At 45.3% G+C, this 20,237-nt stretch carries 17 protein-coding genes; 14 read left to right on the top strand and 3 right to left on the bottom strand.

Annotation, left to right across the window (positions count from 1 at the left end; translation table 11 throughout):
- Window positions 1-27: 27 nt before the first annotated feature.
- The 11 genes from kdpB to H580_RS0106950 all read left to right on the top strand — a co-directional run bounded on the left by kdpB (window position 28) and on the right by H580_RS0106950 (window position 14,821).
- On the top strand, window positions 28-2,115 hold the full coding sequence (gene kdpB, locus H580_RS0106900; RefSeq protein WP_028594126.1) for a potassium-transporting ATPase subunit KdpB: 2,088 nt from the start codon (window positions 28-30) through the stop codon (window positions 2,113-2,115).
- A gap of 239 nt (window positions 2,116-2,354) precedes the next feature.
- Window positions 2,355-2,993, top strand: coding sequence for a potassium-transporting ATPase subunit KdpC (kdpC, locus tag H580_RS0106905; protein WP_028594127.1), 639 nt, complete (start codon window positions 2,355-2,357; stop codon window positions 2,991-2,993).
- Between the two features lie 36 nt (window positions 2,994-3,029).
- Window positions 3,030-5,393 (top strand): histidine kinase, encoded by a 2,364-nt coding sequence (locus tag H580_RS0106910; protein WP_028594128.1) that lies wholly within the window; start codon window positions 3,030-3,032, stop codon window positions 5,391-5,393.
- 176 nt (window positions 5,394-5,569) lie between these two features.
- On the top strand, window positions 5,570-7,090 hold the full coding sequence (locus tag H580_RS23610) for a glycosyltransferase family 4 protein (protein ID WP_051217305.1): 1,521 nt from the start codon (window positions 5,570-5,572) through the stop codon (window positions 7,088-7,090).
- Window positions 7,091-7,101: 11 nt separating this feature from the next.
- Window positions 7,102-8,193 carry a non-hydrolyzing UDP-N-acetylglucosamine 2-epimerase gene (gene wecB / locus H580_RS0106920; protein WP_028594129.1) on the top strand — a complete coding sequence of 364 codons (1,092 nt, stop codon included), beginning with the start codon at window positions 7,102-7,104 and terminating at the stop codon, window positions 8,191-8,193.
- A complete protein-coding gene (locus tag H580_RS0106925; RefSeq protein ID WP_028594130.1) occupies window positions 8,186-9,169 on the top strand; it encodes a polysaccharide biosynthesis protein in 984 nt (327 codons plus the stop codon). Before wecB ends, H580_RS0106925 begins: the two co-directional genes overlap by 8 nt.
- Complete coding sequence (locus H580_RS0106930) at window positions 9,169-9,999, top strand: dTDP-4-dehydrorhamnose reductase family protein (protein WP_028594131.1); 831 nt, start codon at window positions 9,169-9,171, stop codon at window positions 9,997-9,999. The genes H580_RS0106925 and H580_RS0106930 overlap by 1 nt, the downstream gene beginning before the upstream one ends.
- The gene (locus H580_RS0106935; RefSeq protein ID WP_028594132.1) at window positions 9,996-10,946 is read left to right on the top strand and encodes an NAD-dependent epimerase/dehydratase family protein; all 951 of its coding nucleotides are present in this window, start codon (window positions 9,996-9,998) and stop codon (window positions 10,944-10,946) included. Before H580_RS0106930 ends, H580_RS0106935 begins: the two co-directional genes overlap by 4 nt.
- A 10-nt stretch (window positions 10,947-10,956) precedes the next feature.
- Window positions 10,957-11,676, top strand: coding sequence for a glycosyltransferase (locus H580_RS0106940; RefSeq protein WP_028594133.1), 720 nt, complete (start codon window positions 10,957-10,959; stop codon window positions 11,674-11,676).
- A 296-nt stretch (window positions 11,677-11,972) separates the two neighbouring features.
- A complete protein-coding gene (locus tag H580_RS0106945; RefSeq protein WP_028594134.1) occupies window positions 11,973-14,399 on the top strand; it encodes a heavy metal translocating P-type ATPase in 2,427 nt (808 codons plus the stop codon).
- 107 nt (window positions 14,400-14,506) lie between these two features.
- Window positions 14,507-14,821 carry a YbjQ family protein gene (locus tag H580_RS0106950; RefSeq protein ID WP_028594135.1) on the top strand — a complete coding sequence of 105 codons (315 nt, stop codon included), beginning with the start codon at window positions 14,507-14,509 and terminating at the stop codon, window positions 14,819-14,821.
- Window positions 14,822-14,924: 103 nt separating this feature from the next.
- Here H580_RS0106950 and H580_RS23615 read toward each other — a convergent pair whose 3' ends face one another.
- Together H580_RS23615 and H580_RS0106960 are read right to left on the bottom strand one after the other, a co-directional pair.
- Window positions 14,925-15,110, bottom strand: a complete 186-nt coding sequence (locus tag H580_RS23615) for a hypothetical protein (protein ID WP_036604785.1) — start codon at window positions 15,108-15,110, stop codon at window positions 14,925-14,927.
- A gap of 86 nt (window positions 15,111-15,196) precedes the next feature.
- A complete protein-coding gene (locus H580_RS0106960; RefSeq protein ID WP_028594136.1) occupies window positions 15,197-16,402 on the bottom strand; it encodes a glycosyltransferase family 4 protein in 1,206 nt (401 codons plus the stop codon).
- A gap of 194 nt (window positions 16,403-16,596) precedes the next feature.
- On the opposite strand from H580_RS0106960, the gene H580_RS0106965 reads away from it, so the two are divergent.
- Both H580_RS0106965 and H580_RS0106970 read left to right on the top strand, forming a co-directional pair.
- Window positions 16,597-16,953 carry a hypothetical protein gene (locus H580_RS0106965; RefSeq protein WP_028594137.1) on the top strand — a complete coding sequence of 119 codons (357 nt, stop codon included), beginning with the start codon at window positions 16,597-16,599 and terminating at the stop codon, window positions 16,951-16,953.
- A 57-nt stretch (window positions 16,954-17,010) separates the two neighbouring features.
- The gene (locus H580_RS0106970; RefSeq protein ID WP_245583511.1) at window positions 17,011-17,937 is read left to right on the top strand and encodes an NAD-dependent epimerase/dehydratase family protein; all 927 of its coding nucleotides are present in this window, start codon (window positions 17,011-17,013) and stop codon (window positions 17,935-17,937) included.
- Window positions 17,938-18,002: 65 nt separating this feature from the next.
- Here H580_RS0106970 and H580_RS0106975 read toward each other — a convergent pair whose 3' ends face one another.
- On the bottom strand, window positions 18,003-19,091 hold the full coding sequence (locus tag H580_RS0106975; protein WP_028594139.1) for a glycosyltransferase family 4 protein: 1,089 nt from the start codon (window positions 19,089-19,091) through the stop codon (window positions 18,003-18,005).
- 284 nt (window positions 19,092-19,375) lie between these two features.
- On the opposite strand from H580_RS0106975, the gene H580_RS25405 reads away from it, so the two are divergent.
- The gene (locus H580_RS25405; protein ID WP_051217306.1) at window positions 19,376-20,092 is read left to right on the top strand and encodes a YhcN/YlaJ family sporulation lipoprotein; all 717 of its coding nucleotides are present in this window, start codon (window positions 19,376-19,378) and stop codon (window positions 20,090-20,092) included.
- The last annotated feature ends 145 nt before the right edge of the window (window positions 20,093-20,237 follow it).

Genomic DNA, 20,237 nt, shown 5'->3' on the forward strand with positions numbered 1-20,237 from the left:
GTTTGCGAACGAGAGGAGAAATAAACAATGAGTACGGTACAATCGATGAAAACTCCGTCATCGTATGATAGCGGGTCTCGAAGTGAAATCAAAAAATCGAAGTCGATGTTCGGTGGAGACATCGTTCGTCAAGCTTCAATTGATGCTTTGCGCAAGTTCCATCCGAAGTTTATGGTCAAAAATCCAATGATGTTCCTTGTGGAACTTGGATTTGTCATCACCTTGTTGCTGACGATTGTCCCTGATGCATTTGGGAGCGCAGCTCCTCGCTGGTACAACGGAGTTGTTAGTTTGATTTTGTTTGTGACTGTATGGTTCGCGAATTTTGCGGAAGCGTTGGCGGAAGGTAGAGGGAAAGCCCAAGCAGATTCCTTGAAGCAGACGAAGAAAGACTTGTGGGCGCAAAAAGTGACTTCGACAGGTACGATTCGTGTTTCTTCTGTAAGTTTACGAAAAGGCGATATTATTATCGTTCGTGAAGGTGAAACCATTGCTGGTGACGGGGAAGTTATTGAAGGCTTGGCATCGATTGATGAGTCTGCGATTACGGGGGAATCCGCTCCTGTACTAAAGGAATCAGGCGGTGACTTTTGCTCCGTTACAGCTGGAACACGTGTGGTAAGTGACTGGGTGAAAGTACGTATTACAAGTGATCCGGGTGAGTCCTTCTTGGATCGCATGATTGCCTTGGTTGAAGGAGCAGAGCGTCAAAAGACGCCAAATGAATTAGCCTTGCATACGGTACTTGTGAGTCTAACGCTTATTTTTCTTATCGTAGTCGTTACGCTGCCGTTCTTCGGCAAATATTTGAACATTACGCTCCATACGGCAGAATTAATCGCGCTTCTCGTTTGTCTCATTCCGACGACGATTGGTGGTTTGCTATCTGCGATCGGGATCGCTGGTATGGACCGCGTTACGCGCTTCAACGTCATAGCAACTTCTGGTAAAGCAGTAGAGGCATGTGGAGATATTCATACGATCATTTTGGATAAAACAGGTACGATTACTTACGGAAACCGTCTTGCGAATGATCTAATTCCGGTCAATGGCAATAGTGTACAGACATTAGCGCGTTGGGCAGCTGTAAGCTCTCATTCTGATGAAACACCTGAAGGACGTTCTGTATTGGAATGGCTTACGAAGCACAGTCTTAGCTATGATCGTGAGCTATCTGAGCAAGGTGAATTTATACCATTTAAAGCGGAAACACGTATGAGCGGCATCGATTTACCTGATGGACGACTCGTTCGTAAAGGTGCGGTAGATGCGATTAAGCAATGGGTTGCAAGTAAAGGTGGTTCCATTCCATCTGATCTTGATGGCGTTACTGAAAAAATTGCGAAGGCAGGCGGTACTCCGCTTGCTGTGGCAGTAGATAATCATATTTATGGCGTTATTTATTTGAAAGATACGGTAAAGCCAGGTATGCGCGAACGGTTCGAACAGCTGCGTCAAATGGGTATTCGCACGGTTATGTGTACGGGTGACAATCCGCTTACTGCTGCCACAATTGCTCGCGAAGCTGGGGTGGATGACTTTATTGCAGAGAGTAAGCCGGAAGATAAACTGGCTTTGATTCGTAAAGAGCAAGGAGAAGGCAAGCTTGTTGCGATGACAGGAGACGGTACGAATGATGCGCCAGCATTGGCGCAAGCGGATGTTGGTATTGCGATGAACAGTGGTACTACAGCAGCAAAAGAAGCTGCCAACATGGTCGATTTGGATTCAGACCCGACAAAAGTAATTGAAGTCGTAGCAATCGGCAAGCAGCTGCTTATGACACGAGGTGCGCTCACTACGTTCAGTATTGCGAACGATGTGGCTAAATATTTTGCCATCATTCCTGCCTTGTTTATGATAGCGATTCCTGAATTGTCTGCTCTGAATATAATGGGTCTTCATTCACCAATGTCAGCCGTTTTGTCAGCACTTGTGTTCAATGCGGTTATTATTCCGCTGCTCATTCCGTTAGCGATGAAAGGGGTAGCTTACAAGCCGCTTAGCTCGGAACAACTGCTGCGCCGTAATATGTTGATTTACGGACTAGGTGGTCTCGTGGCACCATTTATCGGCATTAAGCTAATAGATTTAGTTGTCGGTGTCTTCTTGTAGAAGACTTAGGAGACGTAGGATGGGAATGGTTTCATTATTATTGCCTAAGAAAAGAGAGCAGAATCCTGTTGAATAAACGAAGTGTCCGCCTCTGTAGTCTAGTTCTAACTGTGATATCTAAATTCCAAATAACTAGACTACAACAGCGATCGCAACAGGATCTGCTCTTTAGAGATAAATAAGATATGAAAAAGGTTTTAAAGGATATCATGCGTAAATACGCGAAAGGATGACCATGCATGAACACTTACACTTCATCATCAAACAGTCGTGAATCATCAACCTCTCACTCACAAGGAAATAATCAAGGTGGTGGTCTGGGCACCATTATCCGAATGAGCATCGGCCTTATGGTCTTATGCGGGCTTGTGTATCCAATCGTTATGACGGCAGCAGCACAGACCTTATTTCCGCATCAAGCGAATGGAAGTCTAGTAAAGGATGATAGTGGTCAAATTGTTGGTTCAGCATTAATTGGCCAGTCTTTTACGGATTCGAAATATTTCCACGGACGAGTATCTAGTATTGAATATAACGGAGCGGGTTCCGGATCAGGCAACTTAGCGCCGTCGAACGAAGCGCTCACAGAGCGTGCAGCACAATCGTTTAGCGATTGGAAAGAAAATAATCCACAAGTGGCGGTATCTGAAGTTCCAGCAGACTTATTGACAAATTCGGCTTCGGGTCTTGATCCACATATCACGCCTCAAGCAGCAGCTGTGCAAATCCCTCGTATTGTTAAAGCAACAGGACTGTCTGAGTCGCAATTGACGCAGTTAGTGGAAAAGCATACGGAAGGGCCTGATCTCGGATTGTTTGGTGAAAGTAGAGTCAATGTGTTGTTGTTGAATATCGAATTGGGCCAATTGTTGAAATAGAAGGATACACGTTATTAACGAGGCGGGAGGTTGGTCATGAAAGAAGGGGATGCTTATCGCAGGCGTTCGCCTGAAGTGCTGCTTAAGCTCATTGAGGAGATGCGGCGCGGCCGACTATGCATTCTTGTGGCAGTGGCCAGTGGCGCTGGGAAGACGACTCAATTGATTCATGAAGGTATATTAAGAGCGAAAGAAGGCTTGGATGTTGTCTGGGGAACTTCTGTACCAGAGCAAGACGCTGCCGTCTCATCAATAGAAGCGGTTGCACCAATAAGCTGGATTCGTGGTCAGTTACAGTTGGAAGATTTGGACGTGGAGCGTTTGTGTGAACGAGCGCCAGATATCGTGCTAGTAGATGGTCTAGCCCAGCCGAATCGCCCTGAAGCAGTACGAACACGCCGGTTGGACGATGTGCGATTTTTGTTGCAGCAAGGGATTAGTGTCATTGCGACGATGAATGCCTATGAAGACGAGCGTGTTAGTGAACAAGCTCGTCGTATCGCTGGTGTCGAGCCGAAATGGACTTTGCCAGCAGAGGTGCTGCAGGCAGCAGATGAGGTTCGCTTGCTGGATGTATCCGCAGAAACGTTAATGGAGCGCAGGCATGCTTATTCGCAGCAAGAACGTATATCGTTCGCAACGGTAAATAAGAAAAGACAAAATAAACGAGTTTCTGAACGAAGCCGGCTCAGCATTTTGCGTGAGCTGGCTTTGCGCACGATAGCGAATGATGTGAATGGCTCATTGGAGCAGCATCGGCATGAGCTTGGTTTGGAGGGACCCTCTGGTGTGACGGAGCGCATTCTCGTCCTTGCCCAGTATGGATGGAACGGTTCTATTCATGTTCGCCGTGGTGAGCAGGTGGCGAAACGATTGAACGGAGAATTGTTTATTTTATCGTTTGTTGATCCAGTTGTACCTTTAACACAGCTCCAATTAACGTTTCAACGATCATTGAAGAAACTGGTGCAAAAAATAGGCGCTTCGTGGGAGGAAGTGCCCTTGTCCTCACGCAGGCGTATGGCAGGATTGCTGTCTCAATATGCATGGACACACAGCATGACGCGCATCGTACTAGGCCATTCTCGCCAGTCGAGGTGGCAGGAATGGCTGCATGGTTCACTTGTAAATGGTTTGCTGCGGGCGGTGGAACATACGGACTTGTTCTTTGTGGCAGATCGTTCAGAACGCGAAGGTGAGCGTGTATTTCCCGTGAAGACAGAGCAAAGGATGCCGACACAAGCGTTTAAACGTTGGACAGCAGGTGAGCTTGAGGAACGTACGGATGGTCTAAGGCGTGGACATTTTAAAATTATTATCGGTGCAGCCCCTGGTGTTGGTAAGACGTACAAAATGCTGCAAGAGGGAAATCGACTGCTGGAGCAGGGGATAGACGTCGTAATTGGCCTTCTAGAAACGCATGGTAGACGGGAAACGGCTGCTCAAATTGGAGCTCTGCCTATGGTCGAGCGTCAGAAAATTAACTATCAAGCTCATGTATTAGAAGAAATGAATGTATCAGAAATTATAGTGAGAAAGCCTGAGCTAGTGCTTGTTGATGAATTGGCACATACGAATGTGCCTGGCAGTGTGCATGCTAAGCGCTATGAGGATGTCATTCAACTACTGGAAGCGGGTATTTCAGTCATGTCGACGGTAAATGTTCAGCATATTGAGAGCTTGAATGACGCGGTAGAGCACTTAACAGGGGTGCGTGTCAGGGAAACGGTTCCTGACGGGGTGCTGCGTCTTGCAGATGAGATGGAATTGATCGATGTTACCCCATCTACGATTCAAAAACGAATGCAGGACGGGCTGATTTATGCAAAAGACAAGGTTGATCAGGCGCTGAACAACTTTTTTCGCATACCTAACTTGATTGGGCTACGCGAGCTTGCCTTGCGTGAAGTAGCTGACGATGTCGATGAGCGATTGGAATCGTGGGAACGGCGTGCCTTGCTGCGGGGGCCGTGGAGGCGTAAAGAAGTTATCTTTGTGTGTGTTGAACCTGACGAGCGTGCGGAACGACTTGTCCGTCATGGGTTTCGAATTGCGCATCGATTAAAGGCGGAGCTGCATGTTATTTGTCTTCCTGTATCGAATATGCTCTCATCATTAAATGGTAAACATGCTGCGAGCCAACCATTTCTGAAATGGTGTGAGCAAACCGAAGCGTTAACTGTTCGACTTGGGGGGATATTTCTTGCTCAACTGAGTGTGCCGCGTCGACATTGGGCGAAGGAAGCGGTTCGACTAGCTGATGAACATAAAGCCTCTCAAATGATAGTAGGTGTCCCTGCACGGCGTATGCGCAAATCATATATGGGGCGTATGCGAATGTTAATGCGAATTGCTCGTCATATGGATGTATTAGTGGTAACTGATAATGAAAGGATGTAAGGAACGGCTGATTTTATGGGCCGTTTTTTTGTTTTCATAGGCTGACGCAAGTAAATTGTACACTTGGATAAGGTTCAAATGTCGTGCCGATATGTGACCTGTACTAATATATTGAAGTACATTGGTGAAGAGAGGGGGGACTGACCCTGTGACCTATCGGTTGACAGGTAACTGCTATGGGATCACGTATCGTGTGCTTCTCTCATTTATGTAATCAAACGTATATTACAGGTGCAGAGAAATTAATTCTCTTTCTTATGCGTGAACTTCGTACCAACTTCAACTTCGAATGCATTCTGATCGTGCCTCAGGAAGGGATATTGTCACAAGAGGCGATGAAGGCAGGGATCCCCTACTACGTTCAGCCTTGCCGATTATTCTACTCCATGATGGAGCCTCATGCTGATCTGCACATTGAATTGGAGCAGTTACGTGCACACTCGGAATGGGATGCGGTTGTCGGCTTGCTTCAGCGTCTAGCTCCTGATTATGTGCTGACAAATACGTGTGTGCATGCCATCCCAGCAGTAGCAGCTCAATCGCTGAACATTCCTGTCATTTGGCAAATTACCGAGAAGATCCCAGACAATGCTTATACCATTCATGCAGCAGCAATTGTACATCAGTATGCAGAGGCAGTTATCGGTATATCTCAATCGGCAGTAGCCTTTATGACATGTTATCCTCAAGCTTTCCCCGCCTCTTCGCTCCCCGTTCTGTTTACACTTCCTCCTTCATGGGACGACAAAGCATTGGAGCCTGACTTATGGCCTCAGTCAAGAGCGAAGAAGCGCTCCGAATTAGGCATCGCTCCAGAAATGTGCTTAGTTGGGTATGTTGCAGCAACGATAACTGCCCAAAAAGGACTGGAACATTTCGTGTGGATGGCGATGCAAGTCGCAGAAAGAAATACATTAACTCGGTTCATCGTTATCGGATGCCCTGCTCATCAAGATTATTTTGAGCGATGTCAGCAGCTTGTGCAGCGCTCTTCGTTAAAGGACAAATTCTATTTTGTAAGTTTCGAGAACAAGATTCAGCATGTATACCCAGCTATTGATGTTGTCGTGACCCCGAGTCTCTTTCCCGAAGGGTTTGGCATGACAGCACTTGAGGGGCTCATCTTCGGCAAGCCTGTTGTCGTCTATCGCTCAGGAGGGTTAGAAGAAATACAGCAATCTATAGGTAATGAGCGCTTTATTGCGGATGTAGGTAACTGGCGAGAATTGTCCGGCATTGTCAATGGATTGATTAGCAGCTCAGAACAACGGACAGCAGTTGGTATTCATAACTACACAACAGTTAGACAAGTGTATGGTATCGAGCATTATCGAAGTCTGTTGACTGCATTTTGGAATCTCTTTCGTGCACATAAGCGACGAATCATTCCTGTGCAGACAAGTACAGCTGACAGTCAACATGAGCTTCCGAAAGATGCTAATGAAGTGGTAAGGTCTTCACGTCTCAGGAAGCATACTCACAAGCGCAAACAATCCCGTAAACCACGAAGAGTTCGGTCTTCTCCAAAAGAATCACGCAAATCCCAATCTATTCGAAATCGTCGTAAAGCGTCTAGTGTATCTAGAGCAGCCAGACAGCACAAAACACCACTATCATCGGTGCGGCAAAGGAGAAGAAAAAGAAAGAAGAACGTTAGAAGAGTGCGCAAGGTGCTGCGAACTGCGAGTAGGAGGTGAATGAGGAAGCGATGCGTGTCATGACTATTTTGGGTACAAGACCAGAAATCATTAGACTTAGTCTTATTATGAAGCAGCTCGATCAATTGGCGGAAAAACATATCATTGTTCACACTGGTCAAAATTTCACTCACACATTAAGTGATATCTTTTTTGAGGAAATGGGACTGCGCTCACCAGACTATAAATTGTTCGATCAGCAGCAGAGTGTAGGAGAGCAGCTTTCAATTATGTTTCGTGAAATTGAAAAAATATGCCTGAAGGAGCAGCCGGATCGCGTGCTTTTGCTCGGTGATACGAACAGTGCATTGAGTGCGATCGTTGTAGAACGATTAGGGATTCCTGTTGTGCATATGGAGGCAGGCAATCGCTGCTTCGATTTGCGAGTTCCTGAAGAGAAAAATAGGCGCATCATTGATACGGTATCGAGCATTAATATGCCGTACACCGAGCAGAGCAAGAAGCATCTCATTAAGGAAGGCATCCCAAGCCAGCGAATCATACTGACTGGCAACCCGATCTATGAGGTGTTGGTACATTATAAGTCGAAAATTGAAGCAAGTACGATATTGACGAGGCTGAATTTGCGGCGTGGAGATTATTTTATTGTGACCACCCATCGGGCCGAAAATGTGGATTGCACAGAGCATTTGCAGCAAATTATGCAAAGTTTAAATGAGACGGCTGAACGCTACGGCAAGCGAATCATTTGCAGTGTTCATCCTCGTACGAGAGCTAGGATGGAGAGCACTCCACATTTGTCGCTGAACCCTTTGGTAGAGTGCTATGAGCCCTTTGGATTTTTTGATTTCGTGAAGCTGGAGCAGCATGCAGCTTGTGCGATTACAGATAGTGGTACGGTCCAAGAGGAGTGCTGTATTTTTCACGTTCCTACTGTGACGATACGCAACACGACAGAACGTCCTGAGACAGTCGATTGTGGGAGTAACGTCGTTAGCGGACTAAAGCCGCAGCACATTGTAGAAGCCATCGGCGTTATGACTTCACTTCCGACGAGTTGGGAATGTCCAAAGGGGTACTTAGAGCCCCATGTTTCACATACTGTGGTGAAATTTTTGCTTGGAGGGAAAATGGATGTTTAAGAATAAGCGCATCCTTGTGACCGGTGGTACGGGATCGTGGGGATATGAACTGATACGTCAATTGCTGCCTCAGCAACCGAAGGAAATTATCGTATTCTCACGTAACGAATCAAGTCAGGTTGCGATGAGCCGAGAATTCGAAAATAGCAGCCTTAGCTTCTGTATCGGAGATATCCGAGACCTACAAGCGCTTCGAACAGCGTGTAAAGATGTGGACTATGTGTATCATCTTGCAGCGCTTAAGCATGTTCCCGTATGTGAAGAACAGCCTTATGAGGCATTGAAAACGAATGTGGTTGGAACCCAAAATGTAATCGAGGCAGCTATCGAGAATCGAGTCAAAAAAGTAATCTACATTTCAACGGATAAGGCGGCCAATCCTTCGAATTTTTACGGAATGACGAAAGCGATTGGAGAGAAGCTGATCGTTTATGCCAACTTGCTTCCTTCAAGCACACAATTCGTGTGTGTGCGTGGAGGGAACGTGCTTGGTACGAATGGCTCCGTTGTGCATCTATTCAAGGATCAGATTCATAGCAAGCGTCAAGTTGGCATTACCGATATGAAAATGACTCGATTTTTCTTAACGCTTCAAGATGCGATAACGCTGTTATTTAAAGCTTCGGAAGAAAGCCATGGCGGTGAAATATTTGTCATGACTATGCCAACCTGCCGCATTGTTGATCTTGCAGAGGTGCTTATTGAAGCATCGAATGTAGAAGGGGTCTCCGTTATTGAAAAAGGGATACGACCGGGCGAGAAAATTCATGAAATATTGATGAGTGACTATGAAAGCTTAACAACGGTCGTCTACGATGAACAATATCTTGTTATTTTACCGACACTCGATATTCCAGGGTTAAAAGAAAAATATGCCTTATATCCATCCGTTGAATTCAATAGCTTCAGCTCCGAGCAAAATGTCATAAGCAAGGAAGAAATTCATCTGATGCTGCAACGAGGGGGCTTCCTTTAATGAAGCTGCTAATTATAGGCGGTAATGGGATGGCGGGCCATATATTGGTCCGTTATTTCCGTCAAAAGCCTGGGTATCATGTATTCTACACGTCACGAGACATCGAGGATGAAGCGTCTTTAGTGCTCGATGTCACAGACGGAACGAATCTTGATACGCTACTGGAGACGGTGCGTCCCCAGGTCATTATTAATGCAGCAGGCATCCTAAATGAAGAGGCAGAGCGTGCCCCGCTTGAAGCCTATCAAGTAAACGGATGGCTGCCGCACCAACTGCGACGGAAAGCCGATTATATTGGCGCTAAAGTGATACACATAAGTACAGATTGCGTGTTCTCAGGCAAGAGCGGCAAGTATGTTGAAAATGATAAGCCAGATGGGACATCCACGTATTCCGTAACGAAAGCACTGGGCGAATTAAAACAATATAACCCTCATTTAACGATTCGCACATCCATCGTAGGACCTGAAATCCGCCCCCATGGTATTGGTCTGCTGCAATGGTTTTTGAAGCAAGAAGGGGAAGTGAAAGGCTATAAAAGAGTGTATTGGAACGGAGTAACGACGCTAGAGCTAGCGAAAGCGATTGACTATTATTTGCCGCGTCCTATTTATGGACTTATTCATCTCTCTTATCCGATCCCAATTAGCAAGTACGAGCTGCTTACTTTATTTCAACAGGCATTTGGCAAGTTGGATGTGAATATTGTGCCAGATGAGAAATATGAAGGTGATAAATCCCTCGTTAATACACGTGAAGATGCTGATTATAGAGTCAAACCGTATCCAGCGATGTTGGAAGAGTTAGCAGACTGGATGAAGCGCCAATGAAGGACGCTTCGATTGTTGTGACTGGAGCGTCTGGGTTTACTGGTTTGCATGCGTGTCAGACACTTGCTGCTTTGGGGATGAAAGTAACTGCTTTCGTGAGACGCAGGGTGTCATTCGATCCTAAGTTAGCGATAAATCAAATGGAAGTGGATATGTTGAAACCGAAGGCACTGCGTCACTTTATGCAGCAAGCAGCACCGCAATATGTGCTTCATTTGGCAGGTATGAATGCGGTGCAGCAATCTTGGAGTGCACCTGCTGAAGCGATGCACATTAATATGCTTGGGACCGTGCATATTTTGGAGTCAGTGCGAGAGCTTCCACATACACGGGTGCTCGTCATTACTTCCAAGCTGAAATCTGCGCCCGCTGCTTCCAGTCCTAACTTGCATCCATACGCGATTAGCAAATGGTTCCAAGAGCAGGCTGCATTAGCATGGTCGCAACTGTATCCGATGCACATTATGATGGCTGAACCGTCCAATTTGATTGGACCTGGACCTTCGACAGGTATATGTGCGCTGCTAGGTAATTATGTTGCACGCTGTGAGCGAGGGGAACATGAACAGCCTTTCACCTTTAGTTCGAGAGCGGATTGGAGAGATTATTTAGACGTAAGAGATGCGGTGGCAGCATACGCACATATTTTGCAAAATGGTGCGAGCAGCCGCATCTATCGGGTAGAGAGTGGACGAGTGAGATCGTTAGAGGAAGTATCGGAAGTATTTCAAAATATGGCTGTAGCGCGTATTCCGTATCAATGGAAAGATACGACACCGCTAGCTGAATTCTCATCTAAGTCAAAGTCTACAAATAGCAGCGGAAAAATAAATAACGATCAGCAGGAAGGATTGCCCTTGCCCGAAAGTTGGGGCTGGAAACCTGAATACTCGTTTACAGAATCAGTAGCGGACATTTTGAAGTATTTTCGCCAACTGAGGAGGTGACTGTACAGCGATGCAGCCTTTAGTAACGATTATTATGCCTTTTTATAATGATCCTTATGTGGATAGAGCCGTCGTAAGTGCGTTGAATCAAACCTATCCAAATATCGAAATTATCGTCGTTGATGATGGCTCGACTCAATATGCAGATCGAGTACGTCAATTTGTACCGCGCGTTCATTATTTGGGCAAAGCAAACGGTGGTACGGCATCAGCCTTAAACCATGCCATTAAGTATGCTTCAGGGCAGTATATTGCTTGGTTAAGTTCAGATGATCGCTTCTATCCAGATAAAATCCGCCAGCAAGTACACTTTATGCAGGAACGACAGTCTATTATCAGCTATACGAATTTTGACTATATCGATCCTTTTGATAACGTGACGTCTACGAATGCCGCGCTTTTATTCCAACATGAGCTCGATTTCTATCAAAGCTTCCTGCATTCCAATCCGATTAACGGTTGTACCGTTATGATGCATCGCAGTTTGTTTGAACGCGTTGGTGTGTTTAATGAACATTTACCCTATACGCATGATCTGGATTTATGGTATCGGACGATGCTGGCAGGGTATAAATTTCATTTTCTAAATGTTTCGTTAACAGCCTATCGTCGTCATGAAGCAATGGGAACCATTCGCCATCAAGGTGCGATACAACAAGAAGTGAAAAGGACGAATCAATGTTATCATCCTCATTTAAGACATTTGATTAACCAACTGTCTAGAGGTTGAATGGTGAGCATTGTGAACGATATAAGAAGGAAGCAGGCCCTTTGTCATACAAGGAAAATCCATTCCTTCGTCTGTCAAAGGGCTATGCTTGTTTTGTACATAAAGCAGCAGCTCGAATAAGAAAATTAGCATGAAGGAAAAAATAGAGGAAATAACAGGGTTGACAATATAGGGGTGGGGGGTATATTATTTGATTATCGAAGCAAGCGTAAGTTGTTGTTCGAGCAGAATGGAAGGCTGCTGTGGATAGCAATTTTAATGAACATAATCCTATTATTTAAACTGGAGGGATAACAATGTCGGAGCAATCGGCTGGTTTGAAGCAAACCTCGCTGCAAATATCAGGTATGACCTGTGCAGCATGTGCGAACCGCATTGAAAAAGGGTTGAAGAAGGTGGAAGGCGTCACCAATGCGAATGTTAACTTTGCGTTGGAACGTGCCTCTGTAACCTATCAAGCTGATCAAGTGCAAATGGAACAGCTGGAGAAGGCAGTTGAGAAACTTGGCTACAAGACGGTAAAAGAAAATGTTGATCTTACGATTACAGGTATGACATGCGCGGCTTGTGCCACGAGAATTGAAAAAGGATTAAATAAGCTTCCCGGTGTAACGAATGCGTCTGTTAATTTTGCGCTGGAGACAGCTCATGTAGAGTTTAACGGTGCGGAAGTAACGATTGATAACATTCAGGGCAAGGTCGCGCAGCTCGGATACAAAGCACATCGCAAGTCCGATGAGGATACCCAAGAGGGGTATCGTGAGAAGGAAATTAAGACGCAAAAGATTAAATTTATTGTGTCGGCTATCGTTTCTTTTCCGCTCCTATGGGCGATGGTGAGCCATTTCTCCTTTACTTCATTTATTTGGCTCCCAGAAATATTTATGAACCCTTGGTTCCAATTTGCGTTGGCAACGCCGGTTCAATTTATTATCGGTTGGCAGTTCTACGTTGGCGCTTATAAGGCTTTGCGCAATAAGAGTGCCAATATGGATGTGCTCGTCGCATTAGGTACGTCGGCTGCTTATTTCTACAGTTTGTACTTATCGTTCGAATGGTCTACGTCCGCTCATCAGGGACACGCACCTGCCCTTTATTATGAAACAAGTGCGGTATTGATTACGTTGATTATTTTAGGGAAATTGTTTGAAATGGTTGCTAAAGGTCGTTCTTCTCAAGCGATTAAAAAATTAATGGGATTGCAGTCGAAGACAGCTCTTGTTATAAGAGATGGTCAAGAAATAACGATTTCAACGGATGAAGTTGTTATTGATGATATTGTCGTCGTTAAGCCAGGCGAAAAAGTAGCGGTTGATGGTGTTGTGGTAGCTGGTACTTCATCCATAGATGAGTCTATGCTGACAGGAGAAAGTATTCCGGTTGAGAAAAAAGTCGGCGACGAAGTTATCGGAGCTACCATTAATAAAAATGGTGTCCTTCGGATTCGTGCAACAAAGGTGGGTAAAGAAACGGCGCTTGCCCAAATTATAAAAGTAGTAGAAGAAGCGCAAGGTTCAAAAGCTCCGATTCAACGTGTAGCGGATCAAATTTCAGGTATTTTTGTTCCGATTGTTGTCGCAATAAGTGTGATTGCATTTCTAGTATGGTTCTTCTGGGTTGCGCCGGGTGAATTCAGCACAGCTCTAGAAATTTCAATTGCTATACTCGTTATTGCTTGTCCATGTGCATTAGGTTTGGCAACACCAACCTCTATTATGGCTGGTTCGGGACGCGCTGCTGAATTAGGTATTTTGTTCAAAGGTGGCGAGCACTTAGAGTCTACGCACCGTATTGAGACCGTTGTGCTGGATAAGACAGGTACCGTTACAAAAGGCCAACCTGAGTTGACTGACGTTGTTACAGCCAATGTAGATGAAGCATCGTTCTTACGTTGGGTAGGTTCTGCTGAAAAGAACTCGGAGCATCCTTTGGCAGAAGCAATCGTAGCAGGTATTGCAGCGAAAGGAATTGAAATGCCAGCTTCCGAGCAGTTTGAAGCGATCCCGGGTTATGGTATTCGTGCGGTAGTAGAAGGTCGTGAAGTATTGGTGGGTACACGCAAGCTGATGGCGAAGTACAATATCGCTTGCGAGCAAGCATTTGAACAGATGCAGCAGCTTGAAGATACTGGGAAGACAGCGATGCTGGCTGCTATCGATGGACAATTTGCCGGTCTAGTAGCAGTAGCAGATACGATTAAAGAAACATCGCAAGAAGCGATTGCGCGTCTGAAGCAGCTTGGTCTAGAAGTGATTATGATGACGGGTGACAATGAGCGTACAGCGAGAGCAATTGCGAAGCAAGCAGGCATCGATCATGTGCTAGCCGAGGTGCTTCCTGAAGGAAAAGCGGCGGAGATTAAAAAGCTGCAAGCACAGGGCAAAAAAGTGGCTATGGTCGGTGACGGTATCAATGATGCGCCAGCATTAGCTACAGCCGACATCGGTATGGCAATCGGTACAGGTACAGATGTGGCGATGGAAGCGGCGGACGTAACGCTTATGCGCGGTGACTTAAGAAGCATTCCAGATGCGATTACGATGAGCCGCAAGACGATGCGCAACATTCGTCAGAACTTGTTCTGGGCGTTGGCTTACAATTCCTTGGGCATTCCAATTGCAGCAATTGGCTTGCTGGCGCCGTGGTTGGCGGGTGCAGCAATGGCTCTAAGCTCTGTGTCTGTTGTATTAAATGCACTCCGCTTGCAGCGGGTGAAGTTGTAATAACGATACTGCCTCCATGATGGGTTTCACACTCGCCAACTGATAAAAGCAGCTTCAACTATGTATACTAAGGCGAATTCGAATTATATCTTAGGAGGCAGTAACCGATGATTCTTTCAACGACTTCGTCGATTCAAGGCAAGGAGATTGCCCAGTACGTTGGCATTGTAAATGGGGAAGCGATTATGGGTGCTAATGTGGTGAGGGATATTTTTGCTTCAGTAAGAGATATTGTAGGTGGTCGTTCAGGTGCCTATGAGAGCAAACTTAAAGAAGCACGAGATATCGCGCTTACTGAAATGAAGCATCAAGCTGGCACGCGCGGTGCAAATGCAATTGTCGGCATTGATATTGATTATGAAGTGATACGTGATGGCATGCTTATGGTGGCGGCTAGTGGAACGGCTGTCGTTATCAGATAATAGATAGACAATCTTATCCATATATAAAAGAAGTACCGTCCCCCTTAATTTGCTCTGGACGGTACTTCTTTTTTGTGTTATTAAAAGAGGAAGGCAGCGTTGCTTATCCTTCTCCTGTTTGTTTTTTGTATTGTTCCAATACGGGAGCAATGACATCCAGATCCGGGATGGAATAATGCTTTGGCACCCAGTGATACACTTCGTTCCATATAGAATCTTCGACAAGCAGCTCTGGCACAGATGACGCGGTCAAAAATAAATTGCTGTACAATTGACCAGGCACACGCATAATGGGACCCCCTTCAGAAGAAATCACAGCTTTATAAGTAAACGGTCAATATCAGTATCAGTGCCGAGTTGAAAGATGCAGTATCGCTATACTGGCTTCCCAGTAATTCGCTGATATAAGTGAAACATATCGTGATTGTAGCGGGCCAAAGACCACTGATGCACACCGACATGCTGAGCATGCTGCCCGAGCTGAATTCTTTGCGTATCATACTGCAGTAAATGGTGCAAATGACGAAATAAAGAATCACTGTCGTTTGCAGGAACGACGACCCCTGTTGCCCCATGCTGAACCATTTCTGGCAATCCGCTCGCCGAAGAGACGATAACGGCACACCCAGCAACCTGCGCCTCAATAACAGAGAGTGGTTGATTATCTTGCAAACTAGGCTGTACATAAATATCAGTCAGTGCCATGAAGCGGGGGACGTCGGAACGAGCTCCCCAAAACACGACATCAGAGCCTAATCCGAGTGATTCGGCTTGCTGTATATACTCACTTTTGTTATCGCCCTCACCAATAAGCCAACAGACCCAGTCCTGCCTAATTTGTTTTAAGGCAGACAAGGCGTTAAGCAATACTTGAATCCCTTTGAGGTGGACGAAGCGGCCTGCGTAGGAAATGACTTTTTTATAAGGAGGTACAACAGCTTCATTAGGCACATGCATCTGGGCGTAGAATCGCTCTGTATCAATTCCATATGGAAATACAGTTACATGGGTTTCTGGAACTCGGTAATCTTGACCCAATATTCGCTTCAGCCAGCTGGAGGCGGCCAACGCATGATTGGCGGATAGGATTCCTCTTTTTTCTAACGAGGAATAGTAAGTATAGAGTAGATCGAAGTTGCTGCTCGGCAAAGCATGTGAATCAATAAGCAGCTTAATTTCACCAAGCAATGATCCGTGTGGATTAACTAATAGCGGGACATGAGGGGGCTTCACCCGAGCAATGGAGCGAGCAGAAATAGCGTCGTGCGTATGAATGAGGTCGTACTGACCTAGGTTTAGTGTTGATGCAGTGAGCTCCATAATTAAGCGGTCTACTTCCGTGTGATAGACGACAGCGTTGGCACTGAGGGGCGTATGATTCAGATGCGTTTCGATCAACGGTGAATAATGGGATTTGATGAAGCGGCGCTGCTGATTAACGAGATGATAGTAATGAACATTGTTGCCGAAAATGTCTACCTCGTGGCCTCTAGCCCGAAGATCATGTGCTAGTCGCTCCATTAGGGGCCATACACCGCCGAGATGGGGAATTTCCCAATATGTTGCAAGTAGTATTTTCATTCGCAACCCCCCTGCTGTCATCGTTAGATGCTCTAATATATGGGGAGCGCGGCAAAGTTGTATAGGCAGTCCACCTAGATAAGCTGTGAAATGGACGGAGAATGAAATAGGAGTACGTTGCCAATCAGGTAGTGCTAGCATATCGTAATCACGATATCGCTAATGAAAGCTGGAAATGGCGAGGAGAAGATACTATGAGCGTATATTACTCGCAACAAATTGATAATGTTGAACGGAACGGAAAAGCTCCTTATGACAAAATTACGTTATTTGTCCGCAATCAATGTCCCCAGCAGTCAAACTTACTAGTCAGGCTTACAGCTAACGATACCGTGTTTGCACAGCATCTTCACCGATTAATGCCTGCGGGCCTCCCTAACGCTGAAGTGCAGTTATCTGATATTCGGCTTCTAGGTGGAAAAATTGTCGTTCAACTGTACACGACGATTTCGGGTCGTCATCCATTAGATATTATTCTTCGCGTGTACAACCGTAGGGGACACATCATTCATGAATGGGGGATGTTGTCATTTACAGAGATAACAAGTTAATATCAGCAAAGGAAACAGAAAATCCATTCATGTATCCCTCATAGGAAGGAAAGTGGCATGATGCGTGTTATTGTTACCGGAGGGGCTGGTTTTATCGGGTCTCACGTTGTGGAGGATTTGATATCCAATGGCCACGAAGTACATGTGCTAGACAACTTTAGTACGGGCAGTCGCGACTGGCTTCACCCTTCAGCTCTTATACATGATGGTGACATTCGCCGGCGTGCTGTTGTGTCGCTTATACGTTCTATAGAGCCAGACGTAATTGTCCATTTAGCGGCTCAAGCCGATGTGAAGCAGTCTCAGGAAAATCCTTATGACGATTTAGCTGTTAATGCAAGCGGTACGATTCGATTGTTGCAGGCTTGCACTTCTTTGAAAAACACTCACTTCATCTTTGCATCCACTTCTGCCATATATGGCGATCAATCCCATACTACGATTACCGAAAACGATTCTCTACAACCAAGCTCTTGCTATGGGTTATCCAAATGGACAGCTGAACAATACATTCGCTTATTTTCGCAGCAATACGAACTTCATACTTCCATCCTTCGATTTGCCAATGTATATGGCCCTCGACAAACGCCGAAAGGTGAAGGTGGAGTCATTGCTCTATTCACTGATCGTATTTTGCACAATAAGCCGCTCCTTATTCATGGAGACGGGGAGCAAACAAGGGATTTTATCTATGTAAAAGATGTGTCAGGTGCTATCCAATCTGTTGCTGAGCATCACTTGTATGATACGTTCAATGTTAGTACAGGCAAATCGGTTTCGATTAACGAGCTGAGCCTTATTTATGAACAATTGTCAGGTAAAAACATTGAGCGGCAATGGGGAGAAAAGCGAATCGGTGACATACGACATAGCTGTTTAAGTGCGAATAAGCTCCAACAGCTTTCTACTTGGCGGCCCAGCTATTCCTTACATCAAGGGCTGGAATTAACATGGCAGTATGCTGCAGCATTTCAATCTGTCTAGCTGTATCGTATCAACAAAAAAACATCCAATCCTATGGATGAAATAACGTAGGATTGGATGTTTGCTTATTTACGTTTGTTGTGCGTGAGGACAAGCACCTGATTCAACATAGTTAGAAAATCTGCTTGATATTTGCTTGGTGAAAATTGATTTTTAATATGGTAAACTCCTTGTTCTCGTATAAAGGCTCGTAAAGCTTGATCCGAAATGAGCGAGCGCCCTTCTTGGACAGCCTGTTCAATGTACCCGAAAGGATAAAACTTCCCGGTAATATTATGCGTAATAAATGCGCGTACACCATCTGAATCTGTACTGAGAACAGGGCAGCGGCAGCTCATTGCCTCAGCAACTGCATAGCCGAATCCCTCGGCTTGGGATGTAGAAAGTAGGAATCCTCCTGAATCACCGATCATCGAATAGTAATCTGACATATGAGCGTGAGGCACACGGTCACGAATCGTCAAAATATTTTGCAAGTTCAGCTTTTGGATAAAGGGCTCGAATTCTTGCCGATCCTCTTCCGTATATATGGTCGAATCGTAAAACATCCATAAACGAACGTTGGGCATATAATAATGCATCCAATAGCCAATTTCTAAAAAGTGCTTCCAGTTCTTATTCGCTTCTAATCTTCCTACCCAAGCAATAATAGGATTAGGTACAGGTGGGTTGTATTTATAATGAATCGTATCCGTGTTCACTACGTTAGGGAAGGAGTATTGTGGGAGCCATGGACAGTACTTGCGAAACAATTGGATAAGGTGAGCTGTTTTAGGGAGATGAACACCAGCAGCATATTGTCTTAAGTAGGGGACTGCTTCCTGTACGGTTCGTTCCGCGAGGCTAATATGGCCGAGTCCCTGTGCTTCGTAAAGAATAGGACCTCTGTATCCAAGCCTACGAAGTCGCTCCAGCAGTAAATAATCGGAAGAAACGATAATAAGGTGATAACGATGAGTGCGAATAAGTTGTGAGATATCCTCGTCAAACGATGTCGTGTACATAGGAATCGAAGTCGGGTTATGGATAACGCTCCCTGGGGTTGTATATAGAAGATGACCTTCGATACCTACTTGTTTAAGTACTTGGCAGCGCTGGCGATTGAGCGTATCGATTCCCCCGCTTGGCACATAGAACGTGAACAGAATTTTCAATCTTATTCGCCTCCAGCGATGTAGCGTAAATACCTTCAAATGCTTGTTAGCATTGTATGAATGTGAGTCATTCCCCGTGTGGGCAAGTTGTCCTTGTTCCACAGTCATTTAGTCATTTAGAAGCCGGTGCATGATAGTATTTTTGGACATGCTTTAGCGACATGTAGTCGTAAGCGATGTTGTTGTTCAATGCCAACTTTTTATAAGCATTTGCAGCGTGCCTGATGAGCATGATAATAGATGGCGGCATCTTATCAATACTCATCATAAGGAGGATCACGTTCATGCGTATGAAAGCAGCGCTTCTGACAATGACAGCAGCAATGGTCATGATGACAGGTTTGACGGGATGTTACAATAACGGTACTACTACAAAAGGTGCACACCCGAATACAACATCTAATTACCAGAATGGAATGGCACCATACGGCACAAATGGTACAAATGGCACGAATGGATACGGCTACCCTAATGGCTATGGCACTCCATTTAATACGGATGGCAATTATTATCGTAATTACAATAATCGAACGGATGGTATGAGCGGCTATAGCTACAATGGCTATAACCAAGGATACCGCGGATATAATACGAATCGTAACATGCCATATACGGGTCAAAGCATGACTTTGAGCCAAAAAGCGGCTGATAAGGTAGCTGCGATTCCGGGTGTTCACCGTGCTTACGTTGTACAAAGCAACGACAGTGCTTATGTCGCGGTGACAACCGCTTCAGCGCATAGAAATGGTGGCGTAAATAAAGCGAATACAGGCAATAAAGCGTTGTCTAAAGATTTGAAATCGAAGATTGTGCATGAAGTGAAGAAAGCGTCTCCCAACGTCAAAAATGTATATGTGTCAGAAGATCCGAACTTTGTAGATCGTATGTCTCAATATTCGCAGCATGTAAAAGCAGGTCATCCGTTCCAAGGTTTTGCGGTGGAGTTTAATGAGATGACGAGACGGATTTTCCCAACGAATGCAGGGCATGCCGTAAAATAGTAGCGTTATCGTGAGACTGGGCTGTTGTCGATGCGTCGTTATCAAGGGTACAAGCTACTTTGATAACGGCGCTCAAGACACAGCCCATTTTTACTGTGCTCAGCACCAAGTGTAAGTGCCCTTCATACTATAACTTTGACTGTAT

Source organism: Paenibacillus assamensis DSM 18201, assembly GCF_000422445.1.
GTDB lineage: Bacteria > Bacillota > Bacilli > Paenibacillales > Paenibacillaceae > Paenibacillus_B > Paenibacillus_B assamensis.

What these genes read in the sequence shown, in the direction of transcription:
- H580_RS23615 (WP_036604785.1), bottom strand. Translation starts at nt 15,110, where the DNA reads ATGCGTGTGCCTGGTCAATTGTACAGCAATTTATTTTTGACCGCGTCA.
- H580_RS0106910 (WP_028594128.1), top strand. Translation starts at nt 3,030, where the DNA reads ATGAAAGAAGGGGATGCTTATCGCAGGCGTTCGCCTGAAGTGCTGCTT.
- kdpC (WP_028594127.1), top strand. Translation starts at nt 2,355, where the DNA reads ATGAACACTTACACTTCATCATCAAACAGTCGTGAATCATCAACCTCT.
- H580_RS0106950 (WP_028594135.1), top strand. Translation starts at nt 14,507, where the DNA reads ATGATTCTTTCAACGACTTCGTCGATTCAAGGCAAGGAGATTGCCCAG.
- H580_RS0106960 (WP_028594136.1), bottom strand. Translation starts at nt 16,402, where the DNA reads ATGAAAATACTACTTGCAACATATTGGGAAATTCCCCATCTCGGCGGT.
- H580_RS25405 (WP_051217306.1), top strand. Translation starts at nt 19,376, where the DNA reads ATGCGTATGAAAGCAGCGCTTCTGACAATGACAGCAGCAATGGTCATG.
- H580_RS0106930 (WP_028594131.1), top strand. Translation starts at nt 9,169, where the DNA reads ATGAAGCTGCTAATTATAGGCGGTAATGGGATGGCGGGCCATATATTG.
- H580_RS0106945 (WP_028594134.1), top strand. Translation starts at nt 11,973, where the DNA reads ATGTCGGAGCAATCGGCTGGTTTGAAGCAAACCTCGCTGCAAATATCA.
- kdpB (WP_028594126.1), top strand. Translation starts at nt 28, where the DNA reads ATGAGTACGGTACAATCGATGAAAACTCCGTCATCGTATGATAGCGGG.
- H580_RS0106965 (WP_028594137.1), top strand. Translation starts at nt 16,597, where the DNA reads ATGAGCGTATATTACTCGCAACAAATTGATAATGTTGAACGGAACGGA.
- H580_RS0106925 (WP_028594130.1), top strand. Translation starts at nt 8,186, where the DNA reads ATGTTTAAGAATAAGCGCATCCTTGTGACCGGTGGTACGGGATCGTGG.
- H580_RS0106940 (WP_028594133.1), top strand. Translation starts at nt 10,957, where the DNA reads ATGCAGCCTTTAGTAACGATTATTATGCCTTTTTATAATGATCCTTAT.
- wecB (WP_028594129.1), top strand. Translation starts at nt 7,102, where the DNA reads ATGCGTGTCATGACTATTTTGGGTACAAGACCAGAAATCATTAGACTT.
- H580_RS0106970 (WP_245583511.1), top strand. Translation starts at nt 17,011, where the DNA reads ATGATGCGTGTTATTGTTACCGGAGGGGCTGGTTTTATCGGGTCTCAC.
- H580_RS23610 (WP_051217305.1), top strand. Translation starts at nt 5,570, where the DNA reads ATGGGATCACGTATCGTGTGCTTCTCTCATTTATGTAATCAAACGTAT.
- H580_RS0106935 (WP_028594132.1), top strand. Translation starts at nt 9,996, where the DNA reads ATGAAGGACGCTTCGATTGTTGTGACTGGAGCGTCTGGGTTTACTGGT.